At 30.8% G+C, this 15469-nt stretch carries 15 protein-coding genes; 12 read left to right on the plus strand and 3 right to left on the minus strand.

Annotated elements, in window-relative coordinates:
• Nucleotides 1-43 precede the first annotated feature (43 nt).
• Nucleotides 44-814, minus strand: a complete 771-nt coding sequence (locus CHB63_RS11875; RefSeq protein WP_089378698.1) for a M48 family metalloprotease — start codon at nucleotides 812-814, stop codon at nucleotides 44-46.
• A 185-nt stretch (nucleotides 815-999) separates the two neighbouring features.
• Between CHB63_RS11875 and CHB63_RS11880 the strand changes: the two genes are divergently transcribed.
• Nucleotides 1000-1311, plus strand: a complete 312-nt coding sequence (locus tag CHB63_RS11880) for a rhodanese-like domain-containing protein (RefSeq protein WP_089378699.1) — start codon at nucleotides 1000-1002, stop codon at nucleotides 1309-1311.
• Nucleotides 1312-1369: 58 nt separating this feature from the next.
• Here the strand turns inward: CHB63_RS11880 and CHB63_RS11885 are convergent, their stop codons facing one another.
• The gene (locus CHB63_RS11885; protein WP_089378700.1) at nucleotides 1370-2314 is read right to left on the minus strand and encodes a GSCFA domain-containing protein; all 945 of its coding nucleotides are present in this window, start codon (nucleotides 2312-2314) and stop codon (nucleotides 1370-1372) included.
• Between the two features lie 2 nt (nucleotides 2315-2316).
• Nucleotides 2317-4929: an alanine--tRNA ligase gene (gene alaS, locus CHB63_RS11890; protein WP_089378701.1), complete on the minus strand. Its 2613-nt coding sequence runs from the start codon at nucleotides 4927-4929 to the stop codon at nucleotides 2317-2319.
• Between the two features lie 221 nt (nucleotides 4930-5150).
• Between alaS and CHB63_RS11895 the strand changes: the two genes are divergently transcribed.
• The 11 genes from CHB63_RS11895 (at nucleotide 5151) to CHB63_RS11945 (ending at nucleotide 15461) form a co-directional block, all read left to right on the plus strand.
• Nucleotides 5151-6122, plus strand: coding sequence for a M23 family metallopeptidase (locus CHB63_RS11895; RefSeq protein WP_089378702.1), 972 nt, complete (start codon nucleotides 5151-5153; stop codon nucleotides 6120-6122).
• On the plus strand, nucleotides 6122-6454 hold the full coding sequence (locus tag CHB63_RS11900; RefSeq protein ID WP_089378703.1) for a MerR family transcriptional regulator: 333 nt from the start codon (nucleotides 6122-6124) through the stop codon (nucleotides 6452-6454). The genes CHB63_RS11895 and CHB63_RS11900 overlap by 1 nt, the downstream gene beginning before the upstream one ends.
• Before the next feature lie 82 nt (nucleotides 6455-6536).
• Entirely contained in the window at nucleotides 6537-7145 is a 609-nt protein-coding gene (locus CHB63_RS11905) for a LemA family protein (RefSeq protein WP_089378704.1), read from the plus strand.
• The gene (locus CHB63_RS11910; protein ID WP_089378705.1) at nucleotides 7145-7582 is read left to right on the plus strand and encodes a TPM domain-containing protein; all 438 of its coding nucleotides are present in this window, start codon (nucleotides 7145-7147) and stop codon (nucleotides 7580-7582) included. Before CHB63_RS11905 ends, CHB63_RS11910 begins: the two co-directional genes overlap by 1 nt.
• Complete coding sequence (locus CHB63_RS11915) at nucleotides 7583-8401, plus strand: TPM domain-containing protein (protein WP_089378706.1); 819 nt, start codon at nucleotides 7583-7585, stop codon at nucleotides 8399-8401.
• A gap of 94 nt (nucleotides 8402-8495) precedes the next feature.
• Complete coding sequence (locus CHB63_RS11920) at nucleotides 8496-8675, plus strand: hypothetical protein (RefSeq protein WP_089378707.1); 180 nt, start codon at nucleotides 8496-8498, stop codon at nucleotides 8673-8675.
• Nucleotides 8676-9213: 538 nt separating this feature from the next.
• Nucleotides 9214-9864 carry a DUF47 domain-containing protein gene (locus CHB63_RS11925; RefSeq protein WP_089378708.1) on the plus strand — a complete coding sequence of 217 codons (651 nt, stop codon included), beginning with the start codon at nucleotides 9214-9216 and terminating at the stop codon, nucleotides 9862-9864.
• 13 nt (nucleotides 9865-9877) lie between these two features.
• The gene (locus tag CHB63_RS11930; RefSeq protein ID WP_089378709.1) at nucleotides 9878-11623 is read left to right on the plus strand and encodes an inorganic phosphate transporter; all 1746 of its coding nucleotides are present in this window, start codon (nucleotides 9878-9880) and stop codon (nucleotides 11621-11623) included.
• 26 nt (nucleotides 11624-11649) lie between these two features.
• Nucleotides 11650-13050 carry an OprO/OprP family phosphate-selective porin gene (locus tag CHB63_RS11935; protein WP_089378710.1) on the plus strand — a complete coding sequence of 467 codons (1401 nt, stop codon included), beginning with the start codon at nucleotides 11650-11652 and terminating at the stop codon, nucleotides 13048-13050.
• 24 nt (nucleotides 13051-13074) lie between these two features.
• Nucleotides 13075-14667 (plus strand): lamin tail domain-containing protein, encoded by a 1593-nt coding sequence (locus CHB63_RS11940; protein WP_089378711.1) that lies wholly within the window; start codon nucleotides 13075-13077, stop codon nucleotides 14665-14667.
• A 152-nt stretch (nucleotides 14668-14819) separates the two neighbouring features.
• Entirely contained in the window at nucleotides 14820-15461 is a 642-nt protein-coding gene (locus CHB63_RS11945) for a hypothetical protein (protein ID WP_089378712.1), read from the plus strand.
• The last annotated feature ends 8 nt before the right edge of the window (nucleotides 15462-15469 follow it).

Genomic DNA, 15469 nt, shown 5'->3' on the forward strand with positions numbered 1-15469 from the left:
TTTAAAATATATAAAAAAGGCTGAACTCGAGTTCAGCCTTTTTTTATTTTCTATACTTTTCAATTGCTTCTTTAATTTTTTCAATTCTATTCTCAGGATCAGGATGTGTACTCATTCTTTCTGAATTTCTGTTTGGACCAGCTGCGGCCTTTAAAATTTCCATAACAGCAATTAATTCAACAGGATTATAATTTGCATCAATCATAAACTTTACACCAAGTTCATCGCTTTCCAATTCATCTTCTCTACCATAACTTAAATTCATAATATTTGCAAGTGCAGCAGCTCCTTGTGCTGTACTTGGATCAAATCCAACTGCAACACCACTTAAAAGTCCTTGCGTCAAACCTTGTTTGGCCATTCGCTCAGCAGAATGACGCCCAACTACATGTGCAATTTCATGACCTAGTACTCCAGCTAATTGATCTTCATTTTTTAATTTTGCAAACAATGCATAGGTTATAAAAATTTGTCCACCTGGGAGCGCAAAAGCATTAATTGTTTCGGGATCTCTTAATAAATGAAAATCGTACCTGTAGTCTGTTTGGCTGGCAACACTATTGTTTACCAATTTTTGACCAACCTGATCTACTAATTTTTGATAATTTTGATCGGGATACAAACCTCCATGCTGCTGTGCCATTTGTGGTGCACTTTGTAATCCAATTGCCACTTCTTCACCCGTTGTCATTGAAATATGCTGTTTTTTACCAGTAAATTCGTTTACTTCAGTATTTGAATAATATTTAAAAAGTGAAAACAAAACGATTCCAGCTCCAATGATTAATTTAATTTTAAAATTTCCTTTTCTCATTTTTTTAATTCTTAGTATGGTCGTAAATATACAACGTTATTTTATTGTTGTACAAACTCCTAAAGATTTAAAATGAGGCATAAAAATCCATTTAATAAGTTTGTTTAGTGTAATAATTAGTAACTAGTGTTACCAAATTTCACTTTTTATCACTTATATTTGCGCAAAATTAAAATTATAAAAGAATGAGTTTTTTCGGTTTATTTGGTGGTGGAAATAGTGAAGTACCTATTGAAGAATATTTAAAAGAAGGTGCTATTGTTATAGATGTTAGAACAGTTGAAGAATTTCAAAGTGGTCATGTTAATGGTTCAAAAAATATAGTTTTGAATACAATACCAGGAAATGTTGCTAAAATAAAAGCAATGAATAAAAAAATAATTGCTGTTTGTAGAAGTGGAGCAAGAAGCGGACAAGCAACGTCCTTTTTACAACAACAGGGTATTGATGTTATTAATGGAGGTCCTTGGCAAAATGTCGCGAAATTTGTGAACTAATTATAAGTAATATATATAAAAAAGAGAAGCAATTGCTTCTCTTTTTTTTGATATAATTTTAAAAAGAAATGTGATGTGTTTTTTCTAACATTCTTATTTTTTCTTTTAACTTTTCTGTAAACTTTAAGTGTTGTTCAGATTTTGGATTGAAAGGTTTGTGAGCCAATCCTTTTTGAATAGTATCAACTTCTTTTTGAATTGAAAGCGTATTATCGTTTATCCAAACTTGTTGAAATTGTTCCCAAATATAATTTATTGCAGTTTCATTTGGATGTACCATATCATTATTATAAAAACGATAATCGCGTAAATCATCCATCATAATTTCATAAGAAGGGAAGTAGTATAATTGTTCTCTATCATCTGTAATTTGATGAATTGCTGATAATAAATGTGCTTTACTTTGTGAATTTTCAACAAAACCATCTTTTAAATGTCTCACAGGACTTACAGTAAAAATGATATTAACTTTAGAGTTGATACTTTTTATTAAAGCAATTACATTTTCAAGGTTTTCAATTATTTTTTTGACCGAGAGTAATTCTTTTAAAAACTTTTTTTGAGGTACTTTATGGCAGTTTCCAACAATTGAATCGGTTTCAATGAGCCTATAAATCCAAGCAGTTCCAAAAGTAATTATAATATGAGAAGCTTCGGTTAAGTTCTTGTTGCTTTCTTTAATTTCAGAATTTAAATTGTTTAATAATTCACTTTTTGAAGTTGAACTTAAATCAGAATGTGCGTCAAAACAATGAAATCTCTCATTTAGACTAAAAATATCATTTTCAGAATACTCTTTTAAATTAATTGCATTGGTAATAAGATTCTCGATTGCTTTTGGATTAAATAAAATTCCAAAAGGATTGCTGTTTGTGTTAAATTTAAAATAGTTTAATTTATTGCTAATGTTTTCTGAAAAGCAAGAACCAATTAACATCAGTTTAGAGTTGTAATCAATTTGATTACGTTCTTTTGGGAGTGTTATGTTGGTTCTAAAATTCAAGTTTAAGAAATATATTTTTTAGCTTCATTTAGTGCTTTTTCGATTCCTTCAGGATTTTTACCTCCAGCAGTTGCAAAAAATGGTTGTCCGCCACCGCCACCTTGAATTAATTTTCCAAGTTCACGAACTACTTGACCGGCATTTAATTTCTTTTCTTCAACTAAATTTTTAGAAATAAAACACGTTAAAAAGGCTTTACCGTTTGATTCAGTTCCAAATAATAAAAATAAATTATCAACTGCATTTCCAATCTCAAAACATAAATCTTTAATGCTATTTTGATCTAAATCTAATTTTTTAGCTAAGAAATTAACGCCATTTATATTTTCAACTTCGTTTATTAAATCACCTTTTAGATTTTTAGCTTTATCTTTCAATAAACCTTCAATTTGCTTTTTTAAAGTTGAATTTTCTTCTTGTAAGTCAATAATTGCTTTTTGCGGATTTTTAGGATTTTTTAGAATGTCTTTTATTTCAAAAAAGACCCTATTATTTTCAAAATAGAAATCTTTGGTAGCGTCACCAGAAATAGCTTCAATACGTCTTATACCTGATGCAATTGCACTTTCTGATGTAATTTTAAAATGCCAAATATCACTTGTATTTTGAATATGACAGCCACCACATAGTTCAACGGATTGTCCAAATTGAATGGCGCGAACAGTGTCTCCATATTTTTCCCCAAACAATGCCATGGCGCCTTTTTCAAGCGCCGTTTCCATTGGTATATTTCTAAATTCTTTTAACGGAATTTTACTGTCAATTCTTGCATTTACAAAATCTTCAACTTCTCGTAATTCATCAACAGTTAGTTTGGCAAAATGGGAAAAATCGAAACGTAAGTTTTTAGAATGCACCGCAGATCCTTTTTGCTCAACATGAGTGCCTAAAACTTCACGTAGTGCTTGGTGCAATAAATGTGTTGCTGAATGATTACAAGCTGTTCTAAAACGTTGCTTTTCATCAACTACAACTTTAATTTTTTGTGTTGGATCTTTTGGTAAGCTTTTTGCAAAATGGATAATTAAATTATTTTCCTTTTTTGTATCAACAATATAAATAACGTTTCCGTTATCAACTTCAATATATCCTTTGTCTCCAACTTGACCACCGCCTTCTGGGTAAAAAGGAGTCATATTAAAAACTAATTGGTATAAATCTCCATCTTTTTTTGAAGACACTTTTCTATATCGTGTAATTTTAACTTTAGCTTCCAAAGTATCATAACCAATAAATTCTTCTTCAGCATCTTCTTCTAAAATTACCCAATCGTCAGTTTCTACAACTGCAGCAGCTCTAGAGCGTGTTTTTTGTTTTTCTAATTCAGCTGAAAAATCGTTTTCATTTAAAGTCATTCCTTTTTCAGAAAGAATTAAAGCAGTTAAATCAATAGGAAAACCATAAGTATCAAATAATTCAAATGCTTTTTTACCCGAAACTTCAGTTCCTTTTGTATTTCCAATAATTCCATCTAATAAAACTAAACCTTGATCTAAAGTGCGTAAAAATGAATTTTCTTCTTCTTTTATTACGTTGGTAATCAATTGTTTTTGAGCTTTTAGTTCTGGGAAATAATCGCCCATTTGTTTGCTCAAGGTATTTACTAATTTATAAATAAAAGGTTCTTTGGTTTTTAAAAAAGTAAATCCGTAACGAATGGCTCTTCTTAAAATTCTTCTAATTACATAGCCAGCACCTGTATTAGACGGTAATTGTCCATCTGCAATTGCAAAAGCTACCGCACGAACATGGTCTGAAATTACACGAATTGCAATATCAACTTCTTCATTTTTTTCGTATTCATTATTTGTGATGGTTTCAACCTCTCTAATTAGCGGTGTAAAAACATCCGTATCGTAATTCGATTGTACGTTTTGCATAACCATGCATAAACGCTCAAATCCCATACCTGTATCTACGTGTTTTGCAGGTAGTTTTTCTAAAGATCCATCTGCCTTACGGTTGAATTCCATAAAAACCAGATTCCAAATTTCCACAACTTGTGGATGATCCATATTTATCAAACTTTTCCCAGAAATTTTCACTTTTTCTTCAGCAGAACGAATATCTACATGAATTTCAGAACAAGGTCCGCAAGGTCCTTGTGCACCCATTTCCCAAAAGTTATCTTTTTTATTTCCGTTTATAATTCGGTCTTCACTTATGTGTTTTTTCCAAAAATCAAACGCTTCCTGGTCGTAAGCCAAGCCATCGTCATCTGAGCCTTCAAAAACAGAAACATACAAACAATCTTTATCAATTTTTAATACATCAACTAAAAATTCCCAAGCCCAGTCAATTGCTTCTTTTTTAAAGTAATCTCCAAAACTCCAGTTACCCAACATTTCAAACATTGTATGGTGATAAGTGTCTTTTCCAACTTCTTCTAAATCGTTATGTTTTCCTGATACTCTTAAACATTTTTGAGTATCAGCAACACGTTTATCAGTGGCAGTTTTTTGACCTAAAAAATACTCTTTAAAAGGCACCATTCCGGCATTGGCAAACATTAAAGTTGGATCGTTCTTTAATACCATTGGGGAAGAAGGAACTATAGTGTGTTTTTTTGAAGCGAAAAAATCTAAAAATTGTTGACGAACTTGTTGTGATTTCATTTGTAATTCTTAATTATTTTTAATGGTAAAATAGAATAGCCAATACATAAATTTATTCCTGTATTTATTTTTTATTTAAGGCTATTTCATGTTAATTATATGCTAAAAAATATGTGTTTTACTAATTTTGTAAAACATTTCGTAATTTTGTTAAATCTGTGCCACAATATTAGCTAATAAAATGGCGTTTTATAGCACAAAAATAAGATAATTTAAATACAATGGCGAAAGTAAAATATTATTACGATTCAGATACACTTTCTTATCAAAAGATAAGGCCTAAAAAAGGTCAAAAAATCAAAGGTTTTTTGCTGACATTAGTAGCTGGATTCATTTTTATGATAGCAGGTTTTTTCGTTTTTTCTCCTGTTTTTGAGTCTCCTAAAGAAAAGGAATTAAAGCGTGAATTAGAATTTGTAAAATTAAACGAAGAATTACACAGTAAAAAAATATCACAGCTTGATAAAATCTTGAAAGAAATTCAAGAAAGAGATAATAACATTTATAGATTATATTTTGAAGTAAATCCAATACCAGAAGAACAAAGAACAGCTGGTTTTGGTGGTGTTAACAGGTATAAAGCATTAGAAGGGTTTGATAATTCTGAAATGATAACCGATGTTACTAAAAATATGGATATTTTATCTAAACAACTATATGTTCAGTCTAAATCATTGGATGAAATCGTGAAACTTGCAGAAGATAAAGAGAAGCTATTGGCTGCAATTCCTGCAATTCAACCTGTTGAAAATAAGGACTTAACAAGAATGGCCTCGGGTTACGGGTGGCGTTCAGATCCGTTTACTAAAGCAAGAAAAAAGCACTGGGGAATGGATTTTACAGCTCCGAGTGGTACTCCAATTTATGCAACAGGCGATGGAGTTATAATTAGAGCTGACCAAGGTTCTGCAGGTTATGGTAAACATATTAGAATTGACCATGGTTTTGGTTATGTTTCATTGTATGCTCATATGAGTAAGTACAATGTTAGAAAAGGACAAAAAGTAAAAAGAGGAGATTTAATTGGTTTTGTTGGAAATACAGGTAGATCGCAAGCACCTCATTTACATTATGAAATTGCTAAAAACGGTACAAAAATAAATCCTATTAATTTTTACTACGGAAATTTATCTCCAGAAGAATTTGAAGCTATGCAAAAAGCTGCCCAAATAGAGGGGCAATCACTTGACTAATGTATATAGACTTACCTGAAAAACGCTATTATAAGATTGGCGAAGTAGCAAAAGCCTTTGGCTTAAATACTTCCCATATTCGTTTTTGGGAAAAAGAATTCGACATTCTTAAACCGAAAAAAAATAATAAAGGCAATCGTTTGTTTACGCAAGAAGATCTTAAAAATTTAAAACTAATTTATCATTTAGTTAAAGAAAAAGGTTTTACGTTGGAAGGTGCAAAAAGTAAAATGAAAGAAAACCCACAAACTGTGAAAGGAAATCATGATATTATTATGCGTTTGGAGGCTATTAAGGCCGAATTAATAAAAATAAAAAGTCAAATTTCTTAATTTTTTTTGTGTAAATTAGTAACATAATTGCGTTTTAAGCAACTGATTAAATAGAAATAATAACAAATTAAAACAAAGAAAAATGAAAAAGTGGTTAATTCCTTTAATAATTATTGGCGTAATAGCATTTGGACTTTATCAATGGGTCGTAGGTTTTAATAATACTGCAGTAAGGTTAAATGAGAATGTTTCAGAAAGTTGGGGTAATGTAGAAACGGCTTACCAAAGAAGAAATGATTTAATTGGGAACTTAGTAAAAACAGTTCAAGGTGCTGCAGATTATGAAAAAGAAACCTTAACTTCAGTAATAGAAGCAAGAGCAAAAGCAACTTCAGTTAATATTGACCCTTCAAATATTACTCCAGAACAATTGGCTAAATTTAATGAAGTTCAAGGCGGTTTAAGCGGTGCATTAAAAAGTTTATTGGTTACTGTAGAACGTTATCCAGATTTAAAAGCTAATCAAAACTTTTTAAAATTACAAGATGAATTAGCAAGTACAGAAAATCAGATTTTAACTGCGCGTACACGCTATAACGAAGCAATTAAGCCTTTTAACAATCATGTAAAAACATTCCCTAATTCAATTTTAGCAGGCTTCCTTAATTTTGATGGAAAACCTTATTTTGATGCTGAAGCTGGTGCAGACCAAGTTCCAGATGTTGAATTTGATTTTGGAAAAAAAGAATAATGTCACAAGTTGAAGAATTTTTAACAGCTGAGCAAGAGCAAGTAATTATTAAAGCGATTAAAATTGCTGAAAAAAACACTTCAGGAGAAATACGTGTTCATTTAGAAGAAAATACAGATAAACCTCCATTGGAAAGAGCTTTGGAGGTTTTTCATTTTTTAAAAATGGATGCAACTGAATTAAAAAATGGTGTTTTAATTTACATTGCGGTAAAAAGTAAAAAATTTGCAATATACGGCGATGAAGGAATAAATAAATTGGTTCCAGAAAATTTTTGGAATTCTGAAAAAGAATTAATGTTGTCCCATTTTACTAAAGGTAATTTTTCAGTTGGAATTGAACTAGCTATACTTGAGGTTGGAGAAAAATTAAAAGAATTTTTCCCTTATAAATCTAGTGGAAACAATGAATTATCTGATGAAATATCAAAAGGATAAATGAAAGTAATTACAACTTTATATAAAAAATACATGCTGTTATTTGCAGCAATTATGGTTGTTCAAATTGCATTTGGTCAATTTACAATTCCGAAAAAACCAACGTTGCAAACAAGTGTATATGATTATGCAAATTTATTATCAACTTCACAAAAAACTTCCTTAGAACAAAAATTAATAAAGTATTCAGATTCTACATCAACACAAATTGTTGTTGCTACAGTCGAAACTATAAATGGTGAGGATATTGGAATTTTAACGCCAAAATGGGGACATGAATGGGGTATTGGTCAAGCCAAAGAAGATAACGGTGTTTTTATATTATTAGCTAATAAAGAGCGCAAAATTTGGATTTCCCCAGGTTATGGAGTCGAGCATAAACTTACCGCAGGTACTACTGGTGGTATAGTAAGAGATGTAATTATTCCAGAGTTTAAAAAAGGAGATTTTTATGCTGGTTTAGACAAAGGGACCTACGCTATTTTTGAAGTTTTAAATGGTACTTATAAAAATAATAAACAACCCGAAGGAGAAAGTTCAGGTATTCCAACCTTTGTTATTATTTTAATCATCTTTATTATTTTAATGATTATTTTCTCGAAGAAAAATAGAGGTGGAGGTGGAAAAGGAAAACGCTTTAGAAGAGATTCCACAGCGGCGGATATATTAGAAACCATTATTTTAAGTCGTGCTGGTAGAGGTGGCTTTGGAAGCGGAGGTTTTGGCGGCGGATCCAGTGGTGGATTTGGCGGCGGAGGTTTCGGTGGTGGCTTTGGTGGTGGAGGATTTTCTGGTGGCGGCGCTGGTGGCGGTTGGTAAAAATCACGTAATTTATAGATTTAAAACAGTTTAGCTTCTTTATAGTTATATTAATAAGGGTGGTGACTTAATACTATTCTGTTAATATTTTAATATGTTAAAATTAAGTTTAAATGAAGAATTGAAACTCAATGAAATAACTTCAATTTTAAGAGTGCCAGGAGGCTGGATTTATAAATTTTTTGACGGAGATGATTTAGAGGGAACAGTATTTGTTCCTTTAAATTTGGAGTTTAAATCTCAAAATGGAAAAGAGAAATATCGTGTTCTCTAAAAAAGAAAGCCACTCATTTGAGTGGCTTTTATGTGTTTAAGTAGCTTATTAATGATGAGCGTGTTTTTCTGTTAATTTACTATTTGTAGACTCTGTGAACTTAAGTGGCACATACTAAGACTATGGTAAAAGCAATTATCCACGATATAATGCCAAACTTTAGCACATAAACTTGAGAAGTTGTGTTGTAAATAGTTGAAGAAATTATTGAAAATAATTAAGTTTATTTTTTTAGACCGCATTTCTAAATGCAATGGCTTTTTTTATAATAATTGTGTTTTTTGGAATTTATTAAAGCCAAAATCCCTTGATAAAATTGTAGTTAATTTTAACTTTTTATTCTAAAAAACTTTAATAAAACTCTCTTTGTACTTTCATTTTATTATAATACACTTTACTTTTTAAAATTAAACTGTTTAATATCAGTGAAATAATCAATTTTATAACACTCATTATATTACTATTCACTACTCAAACTGATTGATATCATTTTCAAGCTTATATAACAAAGGTAATTTAGTGTATAAAGTTTTTTGAGATGATAAAAATAGTTAAAACTTCAAAAAATGTTATTGTAAATATCGATGAATATTTTAATAATGTTGAATTAGGAATACTTAATTTTAAGCAAGGTGTTAATCACTATTTAGATGGAAACGTAACAGAGTTTGAGAATAATTTAAATAAAATAATTGAGTTAGAAGAAACATCAGATGCTATTATAAGAAAGATAGAGAATGATTTTTATGTACACTCTTTAATGCCAAACTATTCGAGTGACATTTTAAACTTACTTGAAAGAATAGATGATATTATTGACAAGGTAAAGGATAATGTTAGTCAGTTTGATGTAGAAGCACCTTATTTCCCCGAAGATATAAAAAATGATTTTTCAAAATTGGTTTCACTTTCTGTAAAATCAGCTGAAAATGTAGTTCCAGCTGCTAGAGTTTTTTTTACCTCACCTGATTTGGTAAAAGACAAATTACAAAAAGTTATTTTTTATGAACGTGAAACCGATAAGCTTGCAACAAGTATAAAGCGAAAACTTTTTAAAGAAATGGATTTTTTAAAATTAAGTGAAAAAATTCATTTGCGTTATTTCACACTACATATTGAAGAGGTTTCTGATAAAGCTAAGATTGTGGCTAAAATGCTGGCATCATTGGTTATAAAAATTAAAATGTAAAAAAAATAACTAAATGTTTCTATTTTTTTTAACAAGTGGTTTATTTTTAGGTTGGTCGTTAGGAGCTAATGATGCGGCAAACATATTTGGTTCTGCAGTTGGTTCAAAAATGATTAAGTTTAGTACTGCTGTTATTATAGCTTCAATATTTGTAATTGCAGGTTCTGTTTTACAAGGTTCAGGAGCAGCGCAAACATTAGGTGAACTGGGTTCAGTAAATGCTATAGGAGGTGCATTTACGGTAGCTTTATGTGCTGGATTTACGGTTCTGTGGATGACTAAGTTAAAGTTACCAGTTTCTACTTCTCAAGCAATTATTGGTGCTATTATTGGATGGAACTTTTATTCGGGCAATCCAACTGATTTGATTGTATTAGGTAAAATTCTAAGTACCTGGGTGGCAGGACCAATTTTAGGAGGAATTTTCGCTGTTCTGCTCTACTTAGCTTTAAAATCATTTTTAAGTAAAACTAAAATACATTTAATAAAACTAGATGCATATTTAAAATATGCCTTATTAATAATTGGAGGTTTTGGAGCTTATAGTTTGGGAGCAAACAACGTAGCTAATGTTGTTGGTGTATTTATGCCTTCAGTACCTAATATTCAATTAGATTTTGGATTTTTTATTTTAGATGGAATTCAATTATTATTTCTTGCTGGTGGAGTTTCAATAGCTATTGGAATTGCTACTTATTCTAAAAAAGTAATGATGACGGTTGGAAATGATTTAATGAATTTATCAGCAGAATCGGCTTTGGTAATTGTATTATCACATTCATTAGTACTTTTTATTTTTTCTTCAACATCATTATCTAATGCCTTACTAAGTATTGGCCTACCAGCTATTCCATTAGTACCGGTTTCAAGTTCACAAGCTGTTGTAGGTGCTATTATGGGGATTGGATTTTTAAAGGGAGGCGCAGGAATTGAATACAAAGTATTAGGAAAGATTTCAATTGGGTGGATTTCAACACCAATTATTGCGGGGCTTGTCTCTTTTGTTTCATTATTTTTTATGAATAATGTTTTTAAGCTAACAGTTGTTAAACAATCGTTAGAGAAAACAAATAATACTGCTGAAAGCTTCACTAATCTGGTTAAAACAGGAACTGAAGAAAATATCAATTTATTTCAACCCTTACTATACACCATCATTTTTCTATTAATTATAACGGTTATTCTTCTTGCAGTTAAATTATCTAAGAATAAAGAAAAATTAAAAAATGATCAATCAAAAGAGTTAATCACAAAATTTGAATCTCAGGAAAAATTATTAAAAAGTGAATTAAATAAGGCGAATGAAGACAATGCTAAATTAGAAAAAGAAATTGGCTTTAAGCGTAAAGAGCAAATGGATATTGCCTTAAATATTATTAATAAAAACAGCTTTTTAGAAAAGCTAAAAACAAAAATTGATAAAATTACTAGTAAACCAGAATTAAATAAAGAAGAGTTGATACGCTTAAAAAGTTTAATTCTTAACAATCTAAGTTTAGATAAAGATAGAGAGCGCTTTAATAGTTATGTAAATGAGTTAAACAAAGATTTCTATTTCCGATTGTTAAGTCGTTACCCCGGATTAACTGAAAATGAACAGCGTTTATGTTCGCTAGTCAGGCTTAATTTAAGTTCAAAAGAAATAGCTTCAATATTAAATATATCAACAAAAAGTGTTGAAGTAAATAGGCATAGACTTCGAAAAAAAATGCATTTAAAAAGAAAAGAAAATTTAACTGAATTAATTGGGAAACTTTAAATAACAACAATAATAATTGTATAATAATGAGAAATAAATTAAGTACACTAGTAGTAGCATTAATTCTATTCGGAATAGGATTGAATGCTCAAGAAGTAAAAACAGATGTTCGTATCAATCAATACGGACAAATAGTAGAGTCTGTACAATTAGATGCAGAAGCTAGAAATAGCATACTCACCTTCGTATCCGAAAATGAAAATTACAAATTTTGGTTCGATAACCGAGTTTATTTTGATGGTGGTATTTTCTTTGACGGTTGGGATAAAGATGATGTAGTAGGAGTAGATGAAAATACTACTTTCAACCCTATTGGTAACGGCGCTACAATTAGGCGTGCACGTATAGCTATGAAAGTAGTTATGCATAAAAATTGGTATGGTGAAATTGATTTCGATTTTTCTGGATCAGCAACAGAAATTAAAGATGCATATATTAAATACACGAATGATGCAAGAGATTTTAATGTTAAAGCTGGTCATTTTAGAGAAGGTTTTTCTATGGAAACCACAACAACATCCAGATATGTAACTTTTATAGAGCGCTCATTGATTTCTAAATTTGCTCCTTCACGTCATTTAGGGTTACAAGTTAATTATATGAAAGATAAATATTTATTAGTTGGAGGCGTGCATTTTAATGAACAGGGAGGCTTCGAAGAAGTTGAGTTTTCTCAAGATGCAAATAAAGATAACGGAACGGATGAAGGTTACTCATTTACTGGTAGAGCTGTTTTCAGACCAATTATTGATAACGAAAAGGTTATTCATATAGGCGCAGCGGCATCATACAGAACTCCTAAAACGCATCTTGAAGTGCCTAACAGTTATAGATTTAGTACGCGTTCAATTTCAAATGTTAACAGAAAGAAATATTTAGATACAGATGATATTTCAAATGTTGACAATAACACATTATGGAATGTGGAGTTAGCAGGTGCTTACAAAAACATGATGTTCCAATCAGAATATATAAATAATGACATCAAAAGACTGGATGACTTATCAGATGTTAATTTAAATGGATTTTATGCACAAGTTGGTTATTTATTAGGAGATGGAAAATATAATTATAACAAAAATGAAGGTGAGTTTACTCAAGTCTCTAGAGGAAGTGAAAAAGGAGAATTAGAAGTTGCATTCAGATTTGATTATATAGACCTTAATGATGAAAAAGCTGGGGTTTATGGAGGTTCAGCTAATGGTTATACATTAGGTTTTAATTACCATATTAATTCTAATATTAAATTAGTACTTGACTACTCATACCTAGATCATGATAGATATGCGAATGGTAAAGGTAAGCTCTATGTAGGACATGACGTTAATGGCGATTTAACAAAAGACCCTAGAGAAGTAGTTGAAGCAAAGGGTAAAGCAGGAGATGATTATGGTCAATTACAAATGAGAATTGAAATAGACTTTTAGTAATAACTTAAAAATTTAATTAAAATGAAAAATTTAAAATATTTAATAATAATAATCGCTTTTGCAACTTATAGTTGTGTTGAAGATGCTTTGTTTGTAGGTGAAGAAGTTATTGTTGAAGGCAGTGTATTAAAACTGAACGAAATAATGTCGAAAGATGTTAATGATAATCCTGATTGGATTGAAGTATATAATAGTGGGGCTGTAGATATGGATATCTCTGGTTATATTTTAAACGATAAAGATGTTGCTGCAGGTGGTTTCTCAATACCAGATGGAACAATTATAACAGCAGGAGGATTTTATCTTGTTGATGCGAACGAATCTGGAGAATCTATTAGTTCGGGAGGTGAAGATGTTAGTTTAGCAGAACCAGATGGAACTGTTATTGACCTTACAACAACTCCTGATATGAGCAGTAATGTTGGATTAACTTGGGCTAGAGAAATTGATGGTGACGGAGATTGGATGGTTAGTTCTCCAACTCCCGGTTCTTCAAATGGATCTGTTGCAAACACAGCTCCAATTTTGGTTGCTGAACCTTTAACAGAATTTATAGATATTTATGGAGTTACTGCTTCAGATGCTGATGGAATTTCTTCCGTAAAATTAATTTTTATGGCTGGTGAAAGTGTGCAATCAATTGATATGGCTTTAGTGGATGGTGAATACAAAACATCAGTTCCAAAAGCAAATGTTGGTGAAGTGGTTCGTTATTATGTTGTTGCTAAAGATAATACAGGTTTAATTACATATTACCCAAGTGATGGAAACAATGCACCTGCCGAATTCATAGTAGTTGGTGGTGTTAAAGATTTGGAAATAGTTGGAGAAATGGACGGTAATAGAGGTGATGTTACTTTTACAATTACGCCTTATTATGTAGATCAGGTTGATGAAATTAGATTGTATTATTTATTGCCTGGAGAACAACAAGATGAAGACAATGGGTTTGATGATAAAACAAAAGTTGTTTTAGATCAAGATGGAGCTGTTTTTACAGGAGTAATACCTGCTCTAAATACTGAAGGGGTAGTTCGTTATTATATTAGAGTAGAATATTTAGACGGTACAAAAACGTATTATCCAATTGAAAATGGAGGAGATTTTGACCACGATTTAGGTACAACTTGGCCAAGTTATACAGTTGAAGCTATTACTTATGATGCGGTTGTAGAAACTACAGTTACTTCAACGGAAGGACCTTTGACAAGTCTAATGTTTCCAACAAACCCTATTCCAGGGTCAGATATAAATCTTGTTTTAACATATGCCAGCTCTGAAGAAATTACAGAAGCTAGAGTTTATTTTGCAGTTGGAGATTCTCCAGTTTATATAAAAGCAAACAAAGTGTCAGGTGAAGATGACGCTTCATTTACACAAACAGGAGTTACACTTAATATGAAAGATGTTGTTACTGATGGGGACGGATTGTCATTAAGTGAAACTGGAGCGAAAGTTTCATTTTATGTTAGAATATCTACTGATACAGCAGAATATTATTATTCAAATATAGGAGCAATGTCTTTAGATGATACTCCTGGAGGTGGAACTACTGACGATTCAGATGCTTTCAAAGCAGATCCAGCACTTTGGAATGTTTATACAGTTCAATAAAAGTTAATAAAACGAGCTTGTGAATTATCACAAGCTGGTACTTATAAAATGTTGCATTCAACCATATTTATATAGTGAAAGGTTCAAATTCAACACTTTATAAGTTTAAAAAACCAACTGAATTATAAATTAAGAAATAACTAGAAATAATAATGGCAAAACCAGCAATGAAAATAGGAGAAATCTCTAAACCGCGATTTGAGTTTAGAACTTTCGGCCAAAACTTCGATAAATCGGCAAAATTAATGGAGCGGTTATCAGTTCCAATTCCAAAAAAAGTCTGGGAAAGAACATCAGAAGAAATTTATATATTATCAAAAACGAATGATATTAACAACACTAAAATTCGTGATGGAAAAATGGATATAAAAACCTACGTTCAAACTGTTGATGGTTTAGAACAATGGAATCCATTAATGAAATGTGAGTTTCCTATTTCAAAAGAAATATTAGAAAAAGATGTTTTTCCGGCATTTCAAGTTGAAATGCCTGCATTAACTAGAGAAACCTATACGTTGGAAGAATTTTTAGATATGGTTGATGCTCATAAAGATCTGCAAGGTGTAAAAGTACACAAACAACGCTTTGGATATATGGTAAATAACACGTTGTGCGAAGTAGGAAATGTTTTAATTAACGGTGCAAAAGTAGTTACTATTAATTCTGAATCTACGGAACTTGAAGATATAAAAAAAACAATTGAAGATTGTGAGTTAGAGGGGTATGAAAATATCAATTATTTACAAGTAATAAAAAGAGTAATAGGGTGGATTAATAAACCATTGGCTAATTAAAAGGTTCA

This window comes from Lutibacter flavus, assembly GCF_900188355.1.
In the GTDB taxonomy this organism is placed as follows: domain Bacteria; phylum Bacteroidota; class Bacteroidia; order Flavobacteriales; family Flavobacteriaceae; genus Lutibacter; species Lutibacter flavus.